Here is a 17,115-nt window from a genome sequence, read left to right on the forward strand (position 1 = left end):
ATTTCCTATGCAGATACAGATGCTTTTGCCTGTGGTGCAAACCCTTGCCCAGCAGGTTGCCGACCAAGAACACCTTGATCTGGTGAGTGTGCAGTGGCTGACCCATCAATCGCCCCCGATTTTACGGGTGGAGGTGCGCCATCCTGAGAATGACACCAGCTTAGAGGATTGCGAACGGCTGAGTCGGGCACTGGAGATGGCTTTGGATGGGCTGCCAGAGTTGGAGTTTGCCTACGTTCTCGAGGTGTCGAGTCCGGGCCTGTCGGATTACTTGAGTAGCGATCGCGACTTTGATGCCTTTCGTGGCTTTCCTGTACGGGTCACGACCACCGCACCCCATCGGGGCAAAACCCTTTGGGAGGGCAACCTGATTCGCCGTGACGCGGTGAATGTCTATCTCAATCAACGGGGGCGATCGCTGGCGATTCCCCGCTCACTCATTGCCAGTGTCCAACTGTACACCCCCAGCAGTGAGCCTTAGCAGCAGTTGATCTACTAAATGAACGAGGTTGTAACGGACGATGACCATCTATCGCTTACCCGGCCTACGGGCCATGATCAATGAAATCAGCCAAGAGCGGAATTTGCCCAAGCACGCGGTACATCAAGCCCTCAAGGAAGCACTGCTCAAGGGATACGAACGCTATCGCCGCAGTCTGCGCCCGGATCATAGTCACTTTGAAGAAGACCACTTTGCCAACTTTGAAGTGGAACTAGACACCGAGCAGGAGGGCTTCCGCGTTTTGGCCACCAAAACGATTACGGAAACAGTGGCGAACCCCGATCGCGAAATTGCCCTTGCCGATGTGATTGAGGTGGTGCAGGATGCCCGTGTCGGCGATACGGTGCTGTTGGATGTCACCCCTGACCATCAGGAATTTGGCCGCATGGCCGCCATGCAAACCAAGCAAGTGCTGGCGCAGAAATTGCGAGATCAACAGCGTCGCCTCGTCCAAGAGGAATTCAAAGACCTCGAGGGCACCGTACTCATGGGGCGCGTCCTGCGGTTTGAGCGGCGATCGGTGATTATGGCTGTGCGCAGCGATGCTAGCCAACCGGAAGTGGAGGCCGAACTGCCGAAACGGGAACAACTTCCCAACGACAACTACCGCGCCAACTCCACATTCAAGGTGTATCTCAAGCGCGTCAAAGAGGGACCTCAGCGCGGCCCCCAATTGGAGGTTTCCCGTGCTGATGCTGGCTTGGTGGTCTATCTCTTTGCCAATGAGGTGCCAGAAATTGAGGATGAAGTGGTGCGGATTGTGGCCATTGCTCGCGAAGCCAATCCCCCGAATCATAAAGTCGGCCCCCGCACCAAAATTGCCGTGGATACCTTAGAGCGGGATGTCGATCCGGTGGGTGCCTGTATTGGGGCACGGGGATCCCGCATTCAAGCAGTGGTGAATGAACTGCGGGGGGAAAAAATTGATGTGATCCGCTGGTCGCCGGATCCAGCCACCTATATTGCCAATTCCCTCAGTCCCGCCCCGGTAGAGGATGTGCGGCTAATCAACCCCGAAGCCCGCATTGCCCATGTCCTTGTGGCACCGGATAAGGTCTCCCAAGCCATTGGTAAGGAAGGCCAAAATGTGCGCTTGGCAACTCGCCTAACGGGCTGGAAAATTGAGGTGCGCGATAGCTCCCAATACAACTATGAAGAGGAGGATCGCTTGGCCATGGCCGCCCTCGAAGAACAAGTTGCCAGTTAGGGATGATGGCTGTCCCCCAACGCCGCTGTGTGTCCTGTGGCCGCTTGGCCGATCGCTCGGAGTTTTGGCGAATCGTGCGCTGCTGGCCCGATCAAAAGCTGCAGTTGGATCGGGGGATGGGGCGATCGGCCTATCTGTGTCCCACTGCCGAGTGTCTCAAGGTGGCCAAACAAAAAAAACGCTTGGCGCGATCGCTCCGCTGTCCCATTCCCGAGGATATTTTTACGACCCTTGCTGCTCGCTTAGATGCCCATCGCAACTATGACTGACTCCCCCATTTGGCAGCCCTTTACACAAATGAAAACGGCGGCTCCGCCCCTGAAGGTGGTGCGTGCCCAAGGTGCTCGCCTTGAACTGAGCGATGGCCGTCAGATTATTGATGCCATTTCCAGTTGGTGGGTGACGCTCCATGGCCACAGCCATCCTGTGCTGGCTAAAGCGCTCTATGAGCAGGCACAAACCCTTGAGCACGTCATTTTTGCTGGCTTTACCCATGAACCAGCGGAGCAGCTTGCCCAACTGCTGTGTGCCCACACGCCAGCGGGGTTACAACGGGTCTTTTTTTCCGACAATGGCTCAACCGCCGTGGAAGTGGCGCTGAAGATGGCCTACCAGTATTGGCAGCGGCGAGATCAACCCCAGCGATCGCGCTTCATTGGCTTTGCCGGCGGGTACCATGGCGATACCCTTGGGGCAATGACTGTCGGCCAAAGTTCCCCGTGGTGGCAACCCTTTCAACCGCTGCTCCCCCCCTTAACAATCCTGCCCTACCCAGCAACCTATGCGGGGGATCCAGAGGTGGAGACCAAGGAAGCACAGGCGATCGCTCAACTGGAGGATACCCTGAAGGCAGACCCCGATGCCTATGCCGCTCTCTTCATTGAGCCACTCGTACAGGGGGCAGGGGGAATGCGCATGTGTCGTCCCTCGTTTTTGCAAGCCCTTTCTGCAATTGCCAAGGCCTATGGGGTGTTAGTCGTCTATGACGAGGTGATGACGGGGTTTGGCCGCACAGGTGCCCTCTTTGCCTGTGAGAAAGCGGGGACACAACCCGATCTCCTTTGTCTCTCTAAGGGGTTATCGGGAGGCTGCTTGCCCATTGCCGTCACATTGGCCACTGAGGACATTTACCAAGCCTTTTATGCCGATGATCTGGCGCGCGCCTTTTTCCACAGCCATTCCTATACCGGCAATCCCTTGGCCTGTGCCGCGAGTGTGGCTTCATTTCAATTGCTGCTTGCCAAACCTGAAGCCTACCAAGGTCTAGAGGCGCGCCATTGGCAGTGTTACCAGCAGTATCTTGCCGATGTCAGCAATCTCAAGCAATTTCGCACCTGTGGCACGATCGCGGCCATGGAATTGGCGACGGCGGCCTCCTACTTTAGTGACTTTGTGCCCCAACTGCGCCGCCGCTTTATTGAGTTAGGTGTGCTGCTGCGACCTTTGGGCAATACGCTCTATATCCTGCCCCCCTACTGCATTAGTGATCAAGAACTGGCCGCAGTCTATCGCGCCATCCGCCAAGTGGCGATCGAGGTGGCCGCAGGTTATTTCACCGCAGTCTCTGCTTGAGTGGCCATATAACTCAGGAGCCAATTGACCGCAGTGGCACGGCGCGTACGGCGGGGGTTGAGTTCCTTGATTTCATAGCCAGCAAAGCCCAACTGTTCCTTGAGAAGTTGCTTGTGGGCAGGGGGAATAGAGCGGGTGAGCTTGACGATGGCGGGGCGGCTGCCAATGAAGTCTGGCGGTTGGGGATAGTCTTGTCGCCATTCTGGAGGCACGCGATCGCTCTGCCAAGTTTGGCTGTGGGCGTCATAGCGATAGCCCAAGCAGTGCCACAGGAGCTGATTGACCGTAGCATCATCCAATTCATCATTGAGAATTTGCCACAACGTGGCTTCTGTGAGAGGGGGGAGTGGCGAATCAGAGCTATCCATTCACACTCTTTGTAATCAGTCGGTCTACTGAAACCGGTACCATAAAAAGGGTGGTTTCTCTAAATCTGCCCTTATATGTCTGCTTCGGCAACGAATTCCCCTTCCCGCTGGCGATCGCTACGCAATAATGCCCTCCTGATTGGGGTGGCTGTGCTGATCACGCTACTGATTCGTATTTTTGTGGCGGAGTCGCGCTTTATTCCCTCAGAGTCTATGGAGCCAACGCTTTGGCCAGGCGATCGCATTGTGGTGGAAAAGATCACCTATCGCCAGCGATCGCCTCAACCGGGGGATATTGTTGTCTTCTATACCCCACCCCTCTTGCAGACCCTTGGTTATCGCGCCGATCAAGCCCTCATTAAACGAGTGATTGCCACCGCCGGGGACACGGTTGCCGTGCATGATGGTCAAGTTTGGGTCAACGATCGCCCCCTTGCAGAACCCTACATTGCTGAGCCACCCGTTTATACCCTCTCCCCAGTGACAGTGCCAGAGAATATGCTCTTTGTTATGGGAGATAACCGCAACCACAGCAATGACTCCCATATCTGGGGATTTTTGCCCCTTGAGAATGTCATTGGTCGGGCGATCGCCTGCTATTGGCCCCTCAACCATGCGGGTAAAATTTCGTCCCCGGCTGCCTAATAGGTGACTAGCCGCATCAGTGTGGTGTTAGCATCCTCCACCAGTCCCCATTCAACTGGTAACGGTACCACTTGTCCCACAGGAGTTGTTTGCGTTGCTTGGAGACAATCAGTCTGCAAACTGTAGTTGCCATTGCGCAGGCTTGGCGGTTGGGCAGGGCGGCTGACTTGACAGGTTTTAATGACCGTCGCTCCCACCTGTAGCGTGCTATGGGTTTGGCTGTGAGCCAAAGGTGTCCAAGAAAACACGGCTAACACACTCAAGGCGATCGTGGCGACAAGAGACTGCCGCCAAAACTGCATGCTGAACATAATTCCCCCGCCTTCTCTTTATCGAGAAGTCATTGATGAAATCACTTGTAACAGTTCCTTAGATTCCTTCCCCCGCTTTTAGAAACGTGAGGCTTTGAGTCTTGAACAGTGAATACTAAGGTATTAACTGCAAAAAAGTAATAAGAAAATGTGAGGAGCTGTTTAGAGTTGTAGGGGATTCAGTCGCCTTCCCTACACTTCTATTGTAGTCTTTATAGCCAAACCTAGTTACGATCCTGTACAAAAGTTCATGATTGAGTCTTATACCAATTCAATTTGAAGATATAGTTATTTCGAAAGAGAGTGAGATATTTTCAAGAGGGATAGGCTATACTCAAAGCGTCATGAATGTTACTCAAGAATATGAGCTATAGCTTGGACTGACGAGAGCGGGTTGTCTCCTATATCCAGCAAGGTGGCAAAATCAGTGAAGCAACTCAAATCTTTCAGGTGAGCCGCGCCACCATCCATCGCTGGCTGAAGCGAGAGGACTTAGCCCCTACGGTTGTCCCCCGTCGTCCTTGGAAACTGGATTGGGCGGCCTTAGAGACGGGGTTTGACTCTCGAGTGGAGTGTGAGTATGGGTGGTCAGCGCGAGGCCAACGAATTGATGGAGAGTGAGCTTTGTGGGCAGCTGTGGACAAGTCCTTGCTTCAGCCAGTAGAGCATCTGCAAGCGTTCCTGCTGTCGGGCATCGGTTTCATGGTTGCAAAGAGCTGGTATAAGATATCGCTTCTTGTCGCTTGAACTCTGTTCATCCAGCGAACTCAAACAATCTGCCATCTTCTACTGCTCAGCAAATAATGGTATAAACTCCCTTCCCTTCAAGGCAGTGGACTAAATGGGAACGCTAGCAAGGACTATCCTCTTTAGGGGTCAATTTGTGCCTGTGCCACTACTGGCATAGTTCCAACGAAAAACGGCTATTCACCTGTCAGGATCGAAGTATCAGCGTAACGACACCGCCCTTCGCTACGGTTGACGCTTCAAAACGCTGGTTTAGGCCACTTCGCGTTTCAGGTAGGGAAATAGAATGATTTCGTTGGCACGTTTGGGTTGGTCACTTTCAGTTGTATTGGGAGTTGTTACCCTTGGGTTCACCAATGGGCTGGCGATCGCTCAACCGCTCTTGGCACGACAAAATCAATCTCCATTGGTCAATGGCCTGTATCTCCTTGGCGAGTCGCCCCAACCCCAACAGGTGGGTCATAGCTATATTGTCTTTGAAGTCAAAGATCAGAAGGTCTATGGGGCGTTTTACATGCCCAATTCCTCCTTTGATTGTTTTCGGGGTACCGTGGGCGATCGCCAGTTGCAGGTGACGGTTCTACCCACCTATGAGGAGGAACCCTACCAAGCAGAAATTGATTTACCCAGTTTCTATAGTTTGCGTCGTATTAGTGCTAGCGATCGCGCCATTTTGGCTGCCTGCAAAGCTGAGCCGCTGCCCATTGCCACCCAAACCGGAAGCTAGGCAGAGGTGCTATCATCAGACGGTACCTTTTGCCGTTAACTTTTGGTTAAGTCTGAATGGTTAAGTTGACCCCGACGCCTGCCTATAGTCTGACGCTGCGATTGAAGACTTCCTTAGATCCAACGGAATTAGGAACCGTTCTCCAGATCATTGGTGGGCAACAGGGGCAAGTGGGTTCCATCACCCTGATCGAGAAAACCGCTAATAAAATCCTACGGGAACTGGTGGTGGTGGCTGCCAGCCGCGATCATGCTGCGGCCATTGTCAATGCTGTGAAATCTGACACCCAAGCCACGGTGCTAGAGGTAAGCGATCGCACCTTTCGGCTCCATGAGGGGGGCAAAATCACCGTTAGAAGCAAGCATCCCCTTCAGGAATACGACGATCTGGCGATGGCCTATACGCCGGGTGTCGGTCGGGTATCCCAAGCGATCGCTGACGATCCTCAATTGGTGCACAAACTGACGATCAAAAGCCATACGGTGGCCATTGTCAGTGATGGCAGTGCAGTCTTGGGATTAGGCAATATCGGCCCAGAGGCTGCTCTACCGGTGATGGAGGGCAAGGCCATGCTCTTTCAGGAATTTGCCGGTCTGGACGCCTTTCCCATCTGCTTGAGCACACAGGAGGTGGATGAAATCGTCGCCACCGTCAAGCGCATCGCCCCCGTCTTTGGTGGCATCAATCTAGAGGATATTAGCGCCCCCCGCTGCTTTGAAATCGAAGCCCGTCTGCAAGCGGAATTGGATATCCCTGTGTTTCACGATGACCAGCACGGCACGGCCATTGTCACCCTTGCCGCCCTTAAAAATGCCCTGCAACTAGTGGCTAAATCCTTAGATACGGTGCGCATTGTCATTAACGGGGCGGGGGCAGCCGGCATCGCCGTGGCCAAGCTCCTGCGCAAAGCCGGCGCCCACCATCTAACCCTCTGCAACCGCCAAGGCATCCTCTCAAAAGACAAAGCACAAACACCAGCACAGCAGGAATTTGCCGTCGCTGAAACAGGAACGCTGGCTGATGCTCTAGAGGGTGCCGATGTCTTTATTGGCTTGAGTGCCCCCGGCGTCCTGACATTGGAAATGGTGCAGCGCATGGCTCCAAAAGCGATTGTTTTTGCAATGGCCAATCCCGTGCCGGAAATCCAACCCGAACTCATTTATGACCATGTGGCGGTGGTGGCCACTGGCCGCAGTGACTATCCCAATCAAATCAACAATGTGCTCGCTTTTCCGGGGGTGTTTAAGGGTACCCTTGCCTGTCGGGCACCCCGCATGACGGAGGAGATGTTCCTCGCGGCAGCAGCAGCGATCGCGGCCTTGGTCAGTCCCTCGGAACTGCACTCAGCCTATATTATCCCCTCAGTGTTTGATCCACGGGTGGCACCGGCAGTGGCCAAGGCTGTCGAGGACTGCGCGCGATCGCTGGGGTTAGCGCGTGCCTAGTCTCTATTGCGAGACAGTAAAGGGTTGAGTCAGGGTCAAGCCCAAATCCGTATTGGCATCAATCACCACTAGTCGCTGCACGGCTGGATCAATCGCACCACCAATGGTGGCACCGGCGGCTGCACCGGTAATCACTTTTTCGGGCGTAATCTTGCGATCGCCAATCACTGCAGAAGCACCCGTGGCCAAAGCAGCACCAATCAGCGTATCGCGAATAATGGAGGTGGCAGGCCGTCCTTGGTTGGTTTCAATCGCTGCCCCCGTCACTGTCCCCGTGAGCACTTTTAGGGGCGTAATCCTGCGGTCTCCCGCCAAGCCAGAAATCCCCGCAGCCACCGCCGAACCAATGGCCGCATTGCGGAAGACATTGCCAATGTTGGGATCACGGGCATCGCGAATCGTACGAATTACTTGGGAATTAGCAGCGATCGGGAGTTGGCGATTATTGATCACCACCGTATTGGCCACAAATTGAGACCCCCCTTGGGCGGGCTGGATCTGGCCAAAAATTTCACTGCCCACGGGAATCACAACACGACCTTGGCTATCGCGGACATCGGCAGCCGTCACCAAGCGGATCGCAACACTTTCATTGGGGCTAAGGACAATCCGCTCTGCATCGGGGAAACGAGCCGGAATTTGCTGACCGGCTGGGAGCGCAATAGGCGAGGTGGTAGCCACACCCGCAATGTACTGCGTCGGCACAAGGGCTTGGGCACCGGGGGCACGGGTCGCCTGACAGAGGAATGCGGCAATATCGGCACGGGTGGCCAGTTGATTTGGCGCAAAGAACTGCACATTGGGATAGTTCACCACCACTTGTTTAGCGGTGGCAGCGGCCACACCCGCACGTCCATAAGCGGGAATTGCTGCCGCATCATTGAACTGGCCTAAGACCCCCTCCACAGAAGGCGGTGTGGGATATTGCAAGCCACTGGCTAGAGCCACGATCGCCTGAACACGCGGAATATTTTGATTGGGCTGAAACACATTGCCGGGGTAGCCACTCAAGAAGCCAGTACGGGTGGCATTTTGAATCGCACTCGCTGCCCAAAATGTGCTGGGGACATCGTTAAACATACTGGGGGCACGCACCACAGGCGCATTGGGAAACGCCTTCCCCAGCATGGCTGCATATTCAGCACGGGTGACGGGGGCAAAGGGGCGAAAGGTGCCATCGGGATAGCCGCTGATAATGTTGCGACTGGCCAAGTGGTCAATACAGGCCTGTGCCCAAATGCCTTGGGTATCGGTAAAACGGGATTGGGCTTGCACCGGAACAGCCGCTAGAAGGGCAAGGGTACCAGAACTCATTAAACCGCAGCTCAAAACAGCCAAGCTGCGCTGTGCGAGGCTCTGCATAGCAAATCTCTCCAAGTAAGAGGGTATTCAAGTTATCTGAGAGGGTTTTGGATTCCCCTCAGCAATTTTGATTGGGAAAACACGTCAATCGTTGACTCTGCTGATGCCTATGGACGCAGTGCCGGAGATTAGGTTCCCTTGGGGGTAGGGGCTTCACTGGGGACAAGAACCGATTCCACTTGGGTATTCATTTGCCAGCCCGAAATTAAGGCCGCCGGTAGGGTGTGGGGTTTGGGGCTGTGGAGCAGGTAAATCAGGCGATCGCCCACTTGCCACTCTTCATTGGCTCGCACCACCCGCAATCCCTCTGGCCGTTCCACAAGCAGGGGAAGCACTTTCCCAGAGCGGATCAAGGCGTCAAGGTGCTGGCGTTGCAATTGCGATCGCTCCTCCTCAATCACCAGTTCCCCCAAACGAACCGCCTCAGTGTTGATATATTGGTTCCATTTTTTAATGGACAGTTGCCGAGCAAAGGCTGGACTCAGACCGAGGGGACAATCCTCTACCTCAAGGGCGGCCAAGACCCGTGGCGGGTGAAATTCTTCGAGGACGCGCTGTGCCAGCACCGCATTCACCTCAGTATTACTAGTCACAGCCAGATAGGTGCCCAATTGAGTAATACCAGCCTCCTGCAAAATATTCAGGTCAAGGGCACTACTGAGATAGACGGGCAGATGTTCACGGCGGGCTTGTTCAACGGCCTCAGGATCGGTGTCAATCATCACCACCTCTTCGCCGCGATCGCGCAAGATCCGCGCCAACAAACGACCCAAGGGCGTACAGCCAGCAATCATCACCCCTGAAGCCCCTTGGGCACGCACATTCAGTTGGGTTGCCACCCAGCGCGCCGTTAGGCCTTGGCCGAAAACCGTCATCAAAATCGTCAGGAACACTTGTCCTTTAATGGCATCCCCCCCACTAATTCCCGCATTGGTGAGGGTAATCGAAAATAGCGAAGCCACTGAAGCCGCAACAATTCCCCGCGGCGCAATCCAACTGAGGAAGGCTTTTTGTTGCCAACTGAGATCACTGCCCCACGTACATAGGACAACGCCGAGGGGACGAATCAGGAACATTAAGCACAACACCGTGAACACCCCCGACCAACCTAGCTCCAATAGACCAGCGATCGAGAGATCCGCAGCCAGCAGGACAAACAAGACCGAGATCGAGAGCGTACTCAGTTGACCCTTGAAACGCCGCAGTAGCCGCCCCCCCGGTACATCCGACCAACGCAGTACCAGCCCCAGAACCACCGCCATCATCAAGCCGGATTCGCTCACCAGTTGATCCGAGAGCCAAAATAGCCCCCACAGCGCTGCCAGCACCAACAGGTTCCGCAAATCTTCCGCCAAAAACCAAGCGCGGTGCAGGAAGCGATTGAGACACCAGCCACCAATACCACCAATCAAGACCCCCACCGCCAAGCGCTGAATAATCCCGAGGGCGATCGCCCCCATGCCGAGGTCTTGATTGAGAACTACGTTCAGCACCATCACCGCCAAAATGGCACCAATGGGGTCAATGAGCACGCCTTCCCCTTCGAGAATGACCGCCAATTTGTGCTCTACACCCACCTGACGCAGCAGCGGCCCTACCACCGTAGGCCCGGTCACCACCACCACAGACGCATAGAGAAAGGCCAGTTGCCACGGAAACTCGCCAATCCAATGGGCGGCCATGGCGCCAGCCACAAACGTCACCAGTCCCCCCAGCGTCACTAACTTCCAGAGGCTACCCGTAATATCTTGGTCAGCGCGGCTCAGGTCTAAGCTCAAGCCCCCCTCAAAGAGAATCAAGGCCACACACAGGGGCACTAACACCTCTAGGCCTTCGCCTAAAACTTCCGGATGGACTAGCCCCAAGCCGCTCGGCCCTGAAAGAATACCCGCCAGTAACAACAGGACAATACTCGGCAGCCGTAGCCAATGGGCAGTCACTTGGGCACCAATGCCTAGGACAACGGTGATGACGAACAAGGCGGTGAGTTCGGCACTACTTTCCATCGCAGCCTCCACAGAGGTTTAGGCGTTTAGGGCTAGACTGACGGGCAAGCGTTCCTCCTTGTTCTACGTCAAAGTTCAGTATTGGACTGTTGCATTTGTCACACCCTATTGCGGGGGAACCTGATTACAGGATACTGGAAGTCCTTGAGCACTGCCAATTTCAATCAATCTTGTTAAGCTTTACTTCAAGAGGGCAGCTACAGTGCGCTTTGCGATCGCCACCACAGCCATGCTGCTGCACCACAGAGGGTACAGTTGCCAATGAACGTGAGCAGCGCTTGCAGATCCACCAACCAAGCCAGTGTCACTGCATTATCGAAGTAATGCCACGTACAGGCACACATGGCACTCACCAACGCTGGTAGCATTGCCCACGCCAACCACCGCCATCCCTGCTGCGGACAGCGGCGATCCAGTTGTGCCACAAACCAAATGGCGGCCATCCACTCCAGCACACTGGAAATGTGCACTATCCATGTGGAAATTGACAGGGCGTGCATTCGGCCTCCGGATAGATGAGGATTTTGTAAGTCTCAGGCGTGGGATGTACTGCCTGTTCCACCGCCTCGGCAAGTTTGGCCAAGGGATAGCGATCGCTGATCAGGGCTTTGACATCAATGCGGCGGTTAAAGATAATGTCGCAGGCTAAGGACTGTAAGCGGTAGGAGGAACTGTAGCTGCCCATGAGATCAATCTCACGGCGATAGAGAATGTTGGGATTGAGGGGAATCTCCACCTCATCGGGAAACTCGGCAAAGAAGAGAACTTTGCCCCCCTTGCGAGTACACTCTAGGGCTTGGAAAAAGGCCTTCTCACTGGGAACCGCCAAGAGACTGACATCCACCCCCAAGCCATGGGTCAGGGCTTGCACCTTGGCACTGAGATCGGGATCGCGGGCATCAAAGGCGGCAGCAGCGCCCACTTCTTTGGCTTTGGCAATTCGCGAGGGCAGTAAATCGGTGGCGATCGCCCGTGCCCCAAAGAGATTCACCAACATAATAAACATTAGGCCAATAGGCCCTGCCCCAGTGATCAGCACCGTTTGGCCGGGAGCAACACCTGCTTTCCTCACCGCCTTGAGGCAACAGTTGGTGGGTTCAACGAAGCTGGCTTCTTCATCACTAATGTGATCGGGAATGGGAATCAGACCGCCATGCTGCACAATGTGCCCCGGTACTTTCACATACTCAGCAAAACCACCGCCACTGGGAATAAAGCCCGCCGTGGTTGTAACGGTTTTATACACATGGCACATTGAATAGTTTTCATTCAAGCAGTAGGCGCAGTGCATACAGGGAATATGGTGCATGACCACCACCCGCTGACCCACCTGCCAACCCGTCACGGCCTCACCCACCGCCGCAATTTCACCCGCCGTTTCATGGCCAAAAATACGAGGCGGCTCATAGAGGGGATAGCGAATTTTTTTGATGTCCGATTGGCACAAGCCAACGACCTTAACGCGCACAAGGACTTCATCGGCAGCAATCTCAGGGATGGGAATGTCCTCGTAGCTGAGTTGGTTCACCCCTCGGAACACTTGGGCTTTCATTGAGACCTTTGCAAACTCGCCACCCCTAAGATAATTGTCCCTTGCACCGAGAGCAAGTCTGGATGATACCCCTTTGCAACTCAAGCAAAGGAAAACTCTAGTTGTTTTGCTGCTGACAGGCAAATCGTGGGCTGAGGTGATTGGATTTCAAGGGCATTCAATAGATTCACCAGCGATCGCCCCACCGCTGCCGCCAAATTCACGGGCACTGCATTGCCAATCTGCCGATACTGGCTTGAAAGAGAACCACAAAACTGCCAATCATCGGGGAACGTTTGGATACGCGCATATTCGCGCACGGTCAACGGTCGTGTTTCGGTGGGGTGGCAGCGTTCTGTTTGCTTTTGGGCAGGGGAGCAAGTCAATGTCAACGCAGGTTCATCCCATGCCAAGCGCCGTGCCATCCCCGTTTTGCCACCATCAAGACGAAAACTTCCCATCAGATAGGCCTGCTGCAGGTCTGGGGGCAAGTCGCGCCAACACCCCCCTTCGGGAACCTGTTGCAAAATCGCCGCTTTCTGCTCAGGGTAACGCTGACCCGCAGAGGGAGGCACATCGCTCTCATAGAGAACCCCAGCTTTGAGGGCATCCGCCAACGTCATAATTTGCGGACAAGGACTCGGCCAAGCAAATTGAGCATAGGGCACTAAATCATTGCGAATGCCCACCAAGAATAACCGCTGTCGCTTTTGGGGGACGCGATAAAACAGGGCATTGAGAACCTGTGGCGGCATTAGCGTATAACCAATTTCGGAAAGCACCGCTTCAATAGTTCTAATGGTGCGCTGGCGATCGTGGCTGAGCAAACCGCGCACATTTTCGCCTAAAAATACCTTCGGTTGGACTTCTTTGATGGCTCGCGCAAATTCAAAGAATAGCGTGCCACGGGTATCGGCAAAGCCCAACTTTTCCCCTGCATAGGAAAAGGCCTGACAGGGAAACCCACCCGTCAATAAATCAATTTCGGTTTCGATCAGATGTTCCCAGTTGAGGGTGCGAATATCCGCCTCAATCACTTGCCACTGGGGGCGATTTTGCCGCAGCGTTCCACAGGCATCTTTATCAATTTCATTCAGACAGACAACGTGCAACCCCGCCTGCTCGAGTCCCAAGGCCAGCCCTCCTGCCCCGGCAAACAATTCAAGGGTTTGGTAAGGCCGCAAAGGTTGGATGAATTGCTCTTGCTCCCAAGAACTAAAAACGAGTTCCCGAAATTTTGCAAACTGAAGCAGTTGTGCTACGGGATAGTAGCGTTTGCCCCGTTCATCCTCTTCACGACAGGTCAAAAAACCTTGGCGCTCCCACTTTTGTATGGTGGCTTTTGTCACACTGAGAATATCAGCGATGAGCTCAGCCGATAGAACATCATTGGTTTTGTGTAAAATCCTTAAATCCTTCATAGTTGGAAAATGCCAAATAATACAGAGCTGCTAAGAGATTGGGATGGACTTTCCTTAAACTTTCCCTGATATTTTTACTCTCAGATGAGAAACCAATTTCAACTCCTTCAGATTCAATAACATCTTGAATGATTTGTGGTAAGTGTTTGCACAATTTTGCAAATGCATCCTTGTCGCCTGTGGCAATCTCATAAAACTTATCAATTGAAATTATTCTTATTCTTTCATTTTTGACCACTTTATCATCTATTTTAACAGACCAAGGAAGGTTTTTAGATTCTTTTGAAATCACTTCAATCAAAAAACAAATTGCTTTTGAGTCACTATCAATAGTTTGTTGCATTTTGCGGAAAATATTTTCTTTCGCATTACTATTCATAGTATTAAACTTGTTTTTAATTTCCGCATAGTAAGATTTCTTGCGATTGACTATGTCATAACCTGATTCAAGAACTTCCCAGTCTTGAATATATCGAAAAATGTTTTGATGAAAATAGCCAATGTGATTATTGTTAGATTTGTCAATTTGTCTTATGATTTCTCTTTCAATAAATTCCTCATCGCTGAGATGATAAACAGCGATATCAAAGGTTGCTTTTATTGGATCAATTTTGAGCTTCTTAAATTCTGTGAAATCAATTGACAAGCGATACTTTAAGATTGTTTGTTTAACATGAGCACGCATATCTTCGTCGCTAATAAATCCTAAATGATACTGATTTTTAGGGGACATAATTGATTTTTGAAAACACAAAGGCTCTATAGAGCAGGGTACAGTCCTTTTTATAGGGATAGAATACCTTCAAAACAGTCAAAACTAATGCGCTGACAGCAGGCAGTGGGACAGGAGCATAACTCATACGTTAGAAAAGCAGTATATTATGATTTGTACTGCTTTTGACATCTTACGTAACAAAGTGGTGGTAAAAGAGACTCCCCTGAAATACTAGAGGAAGAGTTCTGAGTACTGGGGGCAAGTTTGTTGTGGCGTATCCCTTGCACGTTGCCTTCATTTGGCACCAGCACCAACCCCTCTACAAAAGTTGTCGCACCGGTCAATACCTGCTCCCTTGGGTACGGCTCCACGGCACGAAGGACTACTTAGATCTGATCTTAGTCCTCGCCAAATATCCCCGCCTCAAGCAAACCGTCAACCTTGTCCCCTCCCTGTTGCTGCAAATTCAGGATTATGTCAACGGTACGGCCCTTGATCCCTACCTCACAGCCACACTGACGCCGGTCGAGCAACTCACGGATCAACAGCGCTGGTTTATCATTGAGCATTTCTTTGATGCCCACCACCGCACAATGATTGACCCCCATCCCCGCTATCGCGAACTCTACGAGCAGCGGCAAACTCACGGCAAAACATGGTGTTGGCAAAATTGGCAGCCGCAAGATTATGGGGATTTGTTAGCGTGGCACAATTTAGCGTGGATTGATCCTCTCTATTGGGAGGAGCCAGAGATTGCCCAATGGCTATCCCAAGGGCGGGATTTTAGCCTCAGCGATCGCCAGCGGATCATTGCCAAACAGCGGGAAATTCTTGGCGAAATCATTCCCCAGCACCGCGCCCTTCAAGAGGCGGGTCAAATTGAAGTCACCACAACCCCCTATACCCACCCGATTTTGCCCCTCTTGGTGGATACCGATGCCGCCAAAGTAGCGGTTCCCAACATTGCCCTGCCCCAACAGCGGTTTCAATATCCCGAAGATGTTCCTCGGCATTTGCGGCGGGCGCGAGTTCTTTATGAACAATTCTTTGGGCGATCGCCCCGCGGACTGTGGCCGTCAGAGCAATCCGTGAGTCCAGCCATTCTTGAACCCATTGTCGAGCAGGGCTTTGAGTGGATTTGCTCCGATGAAGCCATCTTGGGCTGGACAACGGGAACCTATTTTTACCGCAACGAAGCAGGGGTTGTCCAACAGGCCAATGTTCTTTACCAACCCTACCGCCTGACCACGGCCAAAGGGGATCTCAACATTGTCTTTCGCGATCATCGCCTCTCGGATCTGATTGGTTTTACCTACAGTGCCATGGCTCCCGAAGCAGCGGCAGCGGATCTGCTCAAGCAGCTGGAGGGCATTCGCCAGCAACTCATTGCCCATGAAGGGACTGGTCAATCCAGTTTGGCGCAACCATGGCTTGTGACCATTGCCCTCGATGGTGAAAACTGCTGGGAGTACTATCCCCGCGACGGCCTGCCCTTCTTAGAAAGGCTTTACCAAGGCCTGAGCGAGAACGAGCACTTTGCCTGTGTTTCTGTGGCGGAGTATCTGCAACAATATCCCCCACGTGCGGTGATTTCGGGTTCTGCTCTTCACAGCGGCTCTTGGATTGATGGCAATTTCTGTACATGGATTGGCGATCCGGTAAAAAACAAAGCTTGGGACTATTTAGGGGCTGCCCGCCAAACCCTTGAACGCCACCCCGAAGCCACTGAAACGAAGAATCCGGCAGCATGGCAAGCTCTTTTGGCGGCTGAAGGCTCTGACTGGTTTTGGTGGTTTGGTGAAGGCCACTCCTCGAACCACGATGCCATGTTTGATCAGCTTTTCCGTGAGCATTTGATGGCGCTCTACACAGCATTGGGGGAGCCAATTCCTGAGGTTCTCAATGATCCCTTAGAAGTCCACGAAGCCAAGGATACCTACCCGCCCCAAGGCTTTATTCACCCTGAGATTGATGGGCGCGGTGATGAGCAGGACTGGAACTTTGCTGGCCGGATTCAAATCGGTGGCAGCCGCGGGACGATGCACCGCCAAACGCTGATCAGTCGCCTCTGGTATGGGGTGGATCACCTAAATATCTATCTGCGTCTTGATACTCCGAACCAGAAACAGCCCTTTGGGAATGACATCAGCACCCTGCACTTTTGCTGGTACTACCCCAACATGGTGACGTACAATAGCCCCCTCTCTGATCTGCGAGATTGCCCCGACGCAGCCCCCCTCAACTACCTGTACCACCATCAATTGGTGATTGACTTTGAAAAGCAACAGATTGCTTTCAAAGAGGCGATCGCCAACTACCAGTGGGAAGAGCGACCCAACCATGCCCGCTATGCCTTGGGCATCTGCCTAGAAGTGGCCATTCCTTGGGCAGATCTGCACCTGCATCCCGATTGTGGCCTGCATTTGTTGATTGTGTTGGCACAGGATGGCTATTACTTGGATCATCTGCCCACAGAGCAACTGCTCTTTTTGACCACACCTTAGACCTTGAGGCGAAGCGTTAACAACAAGCGATCGCTCAGGCTTCGCAATGCAG

General features: G+C 53.1%; 17 protein-coding genes. 9 read left to right on the forward strand and 8 right to left on the reverse strand.

Going from position 1 to position 17,115, the window contains the following annotated elements; all coding sequences use genetic code 11:
- Positions 1-19: 19 nt before the first annotated feature.
- From rimP to bioA, 4 genes are read left to right on the forward strand one after another with little or no spacing between them, the layout of a single operon-like run.
- Positions 20-481, forward strand: a complete 462-nt coding sequence (rimP, locus tag RHH53_RS07215; RefSeq protein ID WP_190278200.1) for a ribosome maturation factor RimP — start codon at positions 20-22, stop codon at positions 479-481.
- A 40-nt stretch (positions 482-521) separates the two neighbouring features.
- The gene (gene nusA, locus RHH53_RS07220; protein WP_149818240.1) at positions 522-1,709 is read left to right on the forward strand and encodes a transcription termination factor NusA; all 1,188 of its coding nucleotides are present in this window, start codon (positions 522-524) and stop codon (positions 1,707-1,709) included.
- Positions 1,710-1,711: 2 nt separating this feature from the next.
- The gene (locus RHH53_RS07225; RefSeq protein ID WP_310743590.1) at positions 1,712-1,978 is read left to right on the forward strand and encodes a YlxR family protein; all 267 of its coding nucleotides are present in this window, start codon (positions 1,712-1,714) and stop codon (positions 1,976-1,978) included.
- A complete protein-coding gene (gene bioA / locus RHH53_RS07230) occupies positions 1,971-3,281 on the forward strand; it encodes an adenosylmethionine--8-amino-7-oxononanoate transaminase (RefSeq protein ID WP_310743591.1) in 1,311 nt (436 codons plus the stop codon). Before RHH53_RS07225 ends, bioA begins: the two co-directional genes overlap by 8 nt.
- Here the strand turns inward: bioA and RHH53_RS07235 are convergent.
- Positions 3,257-3,649, reverse strand: coding sequence for a DUF1823 family protein (locus tag RHH53_RS07235; protein WP_206199574.1), 393 nt, complete (start codon positions 3,647-3,649; stop codon positions 3,257-3,259). The genes bioA and RHH53_RS07235 overlap by 25 nt on opposite strands.
- Positions 3,650-3,724: 75 nt before the next feature.
- Between RHH53_RS07235 and lepB the strand changes: the two genes are divergently transcribed.
- Positions 3,725-4,294: a signal peptidase I gene (gene lepB, locus RHH53_RS07240; protein WP_310743592.1), complete on the forward strand. Its 570-nt coding sequence runs from the start codon at positions 3,725-3,727 to the stop codon at positions 4,292-4,294.
- On the opposite strand, the gene RHH53_RS07245 is transcribed toward lepB, so the two are convergent.
- Positions 4,291-4,605, reverse strand: coding sequence for a hypothetical protein (locus RHH53_RS07245; protein WP_310743593.1), 315 nt, complete (start codon positions 4,603-4,605; stop codon positions 4,291-4,293). The genes lepB and RHH53_RS07245 overlap by 4 nt on opposite strands.
- A gap of 423 nt (positions 4,606-5,028) precedes the next feature.
- Here RHH53_RS07245 and RHH53_RS13225 point away from each other — a divergent pair, with 423 nt between their 5' ends.
- The 3 genes from RHH53_RS13225 to RHH53_RS07260 all read left to right on the forward strand — a co-directional run bounded on the left by RHH53_RS13225 (position 5,029) and on the right by RHH53_RS07260 (position 7,524).
- Positions 5,029-5,226, forward strand: a complete 198-nt coding sequence (locus RHH53_RS13225) for an IS630 transposase-related protein (RefSeq protein ID WP_399364981.1) — start codon at positions 5,029-5,031, stop codon at positions 5,224-5,226.
- A gap of 412 nt (positions 5,227-5,638) precedes the next feature.
- Positions 5,639-6,079 carry a hypothetical protein gene (locus tag RHH53_RS07255; protein WP_302676334.1) on the forward strand — a complete coding sequence of 147 codons (441 nt, stop codon included), beginning with the start codon at positions 5,639-5,641 and terminating at the stop codon, positions 6,077-6,079.
- 56 nt (positions 6,080-6,135) lie between these two features.
- Positions 6,136-7,524: an NAD-dependent malic enzyme gene (locus RHH53_RS07260; RefSeq protein ID WP_206199578.1), complete on the forward strand. Its 1,389-nt coding sequence runs from the start codon at positions 6,136-6,138 to the stop codon at positions 7,522-7,524.
- A 3-nt stretch (positions 7,525-7,527) separates the two neighbouring features.
- On the opposite strand, the gene RHH53_RS07265 is transcribed toward RHH53_RS07260, so the two are convergent.
- The 6 genes from RHH53_RS07265 to RHH53_RS07290 form a co-directional block, all read right to left on the reverse strand.
- On the reverse strand, positions 7,528-8,886 hold the full coding sequence (locus RHH53_RS07265) for an S-layer homology domain-containing protein (RefSeq protein WP_206199579.1): 1,359 nt from the start codon (positions 8,884-8,886) through the stop codon (positions 7,528-7,530).
- A gap of 128 nt (positions 8,887-9,014) precedes the next feature.
- The gene (locus RHH53_RS07270; protein ID WP_310743594.1) at positions 9,015-10,892 is read right to left on the reverse strand and encodes a cation:proton antiporter; all 1,878 of its coding nucleotides are present in this window, start codon (positions 10,890-10,892) and stop codon (positions 9,015-9,017) included.
- Between the two features lie 197 nt (positions 10,893-11,089).
- Positions 11,090-11,392 carry a DUF2499 domain-containing protein gene (locus RHH53_RS07275; protein ID WP_206199580.1) on the reverse strand — a complete coding sequence of 101 codons (303 nt, stop codon included), beginning with the start codon at positions 11,390-11,392 and terminating at the stop codon, positions 11,090-11,092.
- Positions 11,362-12,444, reverse strand: a complete 1,083-nt coding sequence (locus RHH53_RS07280; RefSeq protein ID WP_310743595.1) for a zinc-dependent dehydrogenase — start codon at positions 12,442-12,444, stop codon at positions 11,362-11,364. The genes RHH53_RS07275 and RHH53_RS07280 overlap by 31 nt, the downstream gene beginning before the upstream one ends.
- Positions 12,445-12,524: 80 nt before the next feature.
- The gene (gene dcm / locus RHH53_RS07285) at positions 12,525-13,844 is read right to left on the reverse strand and encodes a DNA (cytosine-5-)-methyltransferase (RefSeq protein WP_225901519.1); all 1,320 of its coding nucleotides are present in this window, start codon (positions 13,842-13,844) and stop codon (positions 12,525-12,527) included.
- Positions 13,810-14,577, reverse strand: a complete 768-nt coding sequence (locus RHH53_RS07290) for an Eco47II family restriction endonuclease (RefSeq protein ID WP_206199583.1) — start codon at positions 14,575-14,577, stop codon at positions 13,810-13,812. The genes dcm and RHH53_RS07290 overlap by 35 nt, the downstream gene beginning before the upstream one ends.
- 251 nt (positions 14,578-14,828) lie before the next feature.
- Between RHH53_RS07290 and RHH53_RS07295 the strand changes: the two genes are divergently transcribed.
- Complete coding sequence (locus RHH53_RS07295; protein ID WP_310743596.1) at positions 14,829-17,063, forward strand: glycoside hydrolase; 2,235 nt, start codon at positions 14,829-14,831, stop codon at positions 17,061-17,063.
- Positions 17,064-17,115: the final 52 nt, after the last annotated feature.

The organism is Thermosynechococcus sp. PKX82 (assembly GCF_031583255.1).
Classification (GTDB): Bacteria; Cyanobacteriota; Cyanobacteriia; order Thermosynechococcales; family Thermosynechococcaceae; genus Thermosynechococcus.

Bases quoted from the DNA above. Each gene is read 5' to 3' on its own strand.
- RHH53_RS07245 (WP_310743593.1), bottom strand. From the start codon at position 4,605: ATGTTCAGCATGCAGTTTTGGCGGCAGTCTCTTGTCGCCACGATCGCC.
- RHH53_RS07255 (WP_302676334.1), top strand. From the start codon at position 5,639: ATGATTTCGTTGGCACGTTTGGGTTGGTCACTTTCAGTTGTATTGGGA.
- dcm (WP_225901519.1), bottom strand. From the start codon at position 13,844: ATGAAGGATTTAAGGATTTTACACAAAACCAATGATGTTCTATCGGCT.
- lepB (WP_310743592.1), top strand. From the start codon at position 3,725: ATGTCTGCTTCGGCAACGAATTCCCCTTCCCGCTGGCGATCGCTACGC.
- RHH53_RS07235 (WP_206199574.1), bottom strand. From the start codon at position 3,649: ATGGATAGCTCTGATTCGCCACTCCCCCCTCTCACAGAAGCCACGTTG.
- RHH53_RS07225 (WP_310743590.1), top strand. From the start codon at position 1,712: ATGATGGCTGTCCCCCAACGCCGCTGTGTGTCCTGTGGCCGCTTGGCC.
- nusA (WP_149818240.1), top strand. From the start codon at position 522: ATGACCATCTATCGCTTACCCGGCCTACGGGCCATGATCAATGAAATC.
- bioA (WP_310743591.1), top strand. From the start codon at position 1,971: ATGACTGACTCCCCCATTTGGCAGCCCTTTACACAAATGAAAACGGCG.
- RHH53_RS07280 (WP_310743595.1), bottom strand. From the start codon at position 12,444: ATGAAAGCCCAAGTGTTCCGAGGGGTGAACCAACTCAGCTACGAGGAC.
- RHH53_RS07290 (WP_206199583.1), bottom strand. From the start codon at position 14,577: ATGTCCCCTAAAAATCAGTATCATTTAGGATTTATTAGCGACGAAGAT.
- RHH53_RS07260 (WP_206199578.1), top strand. From the start codon at position 6,136: ATGGTTAAGTTGACCCCGACGCCTGCCTATAGTCTGACGCTGCGATTG.
- RHH53_RS07275 (WP_206199580.1), bottom strand. From the start codon at position 11,392: ATGCACGCCCTGTCAATTTCCACATGGATAGTGCACATTTCCAGTGTG.
- RHH53_RS07270 (WP_310743594.1), bottom strand. From the start codon at position 10,892: ATGGAAAGTAGTGCCGAACTCACCGCCTTGTTCGTCATCACCGTTGTC.
- rimP (WP_190278200.1), top strand. From the start codon at position 20: ATGCTTTTGCCTGTGGTGCAAACCCTTGCCCAGCAGGTTGCCGACCAA.
- RHH53_RS07265 (WP_206199579.1), bottom strand. From the start codon at position 8,886: ATGCAGAGCCTCGCACAGCGCAGCTTGGCTGTTTTGAGCTGCGGTTTA.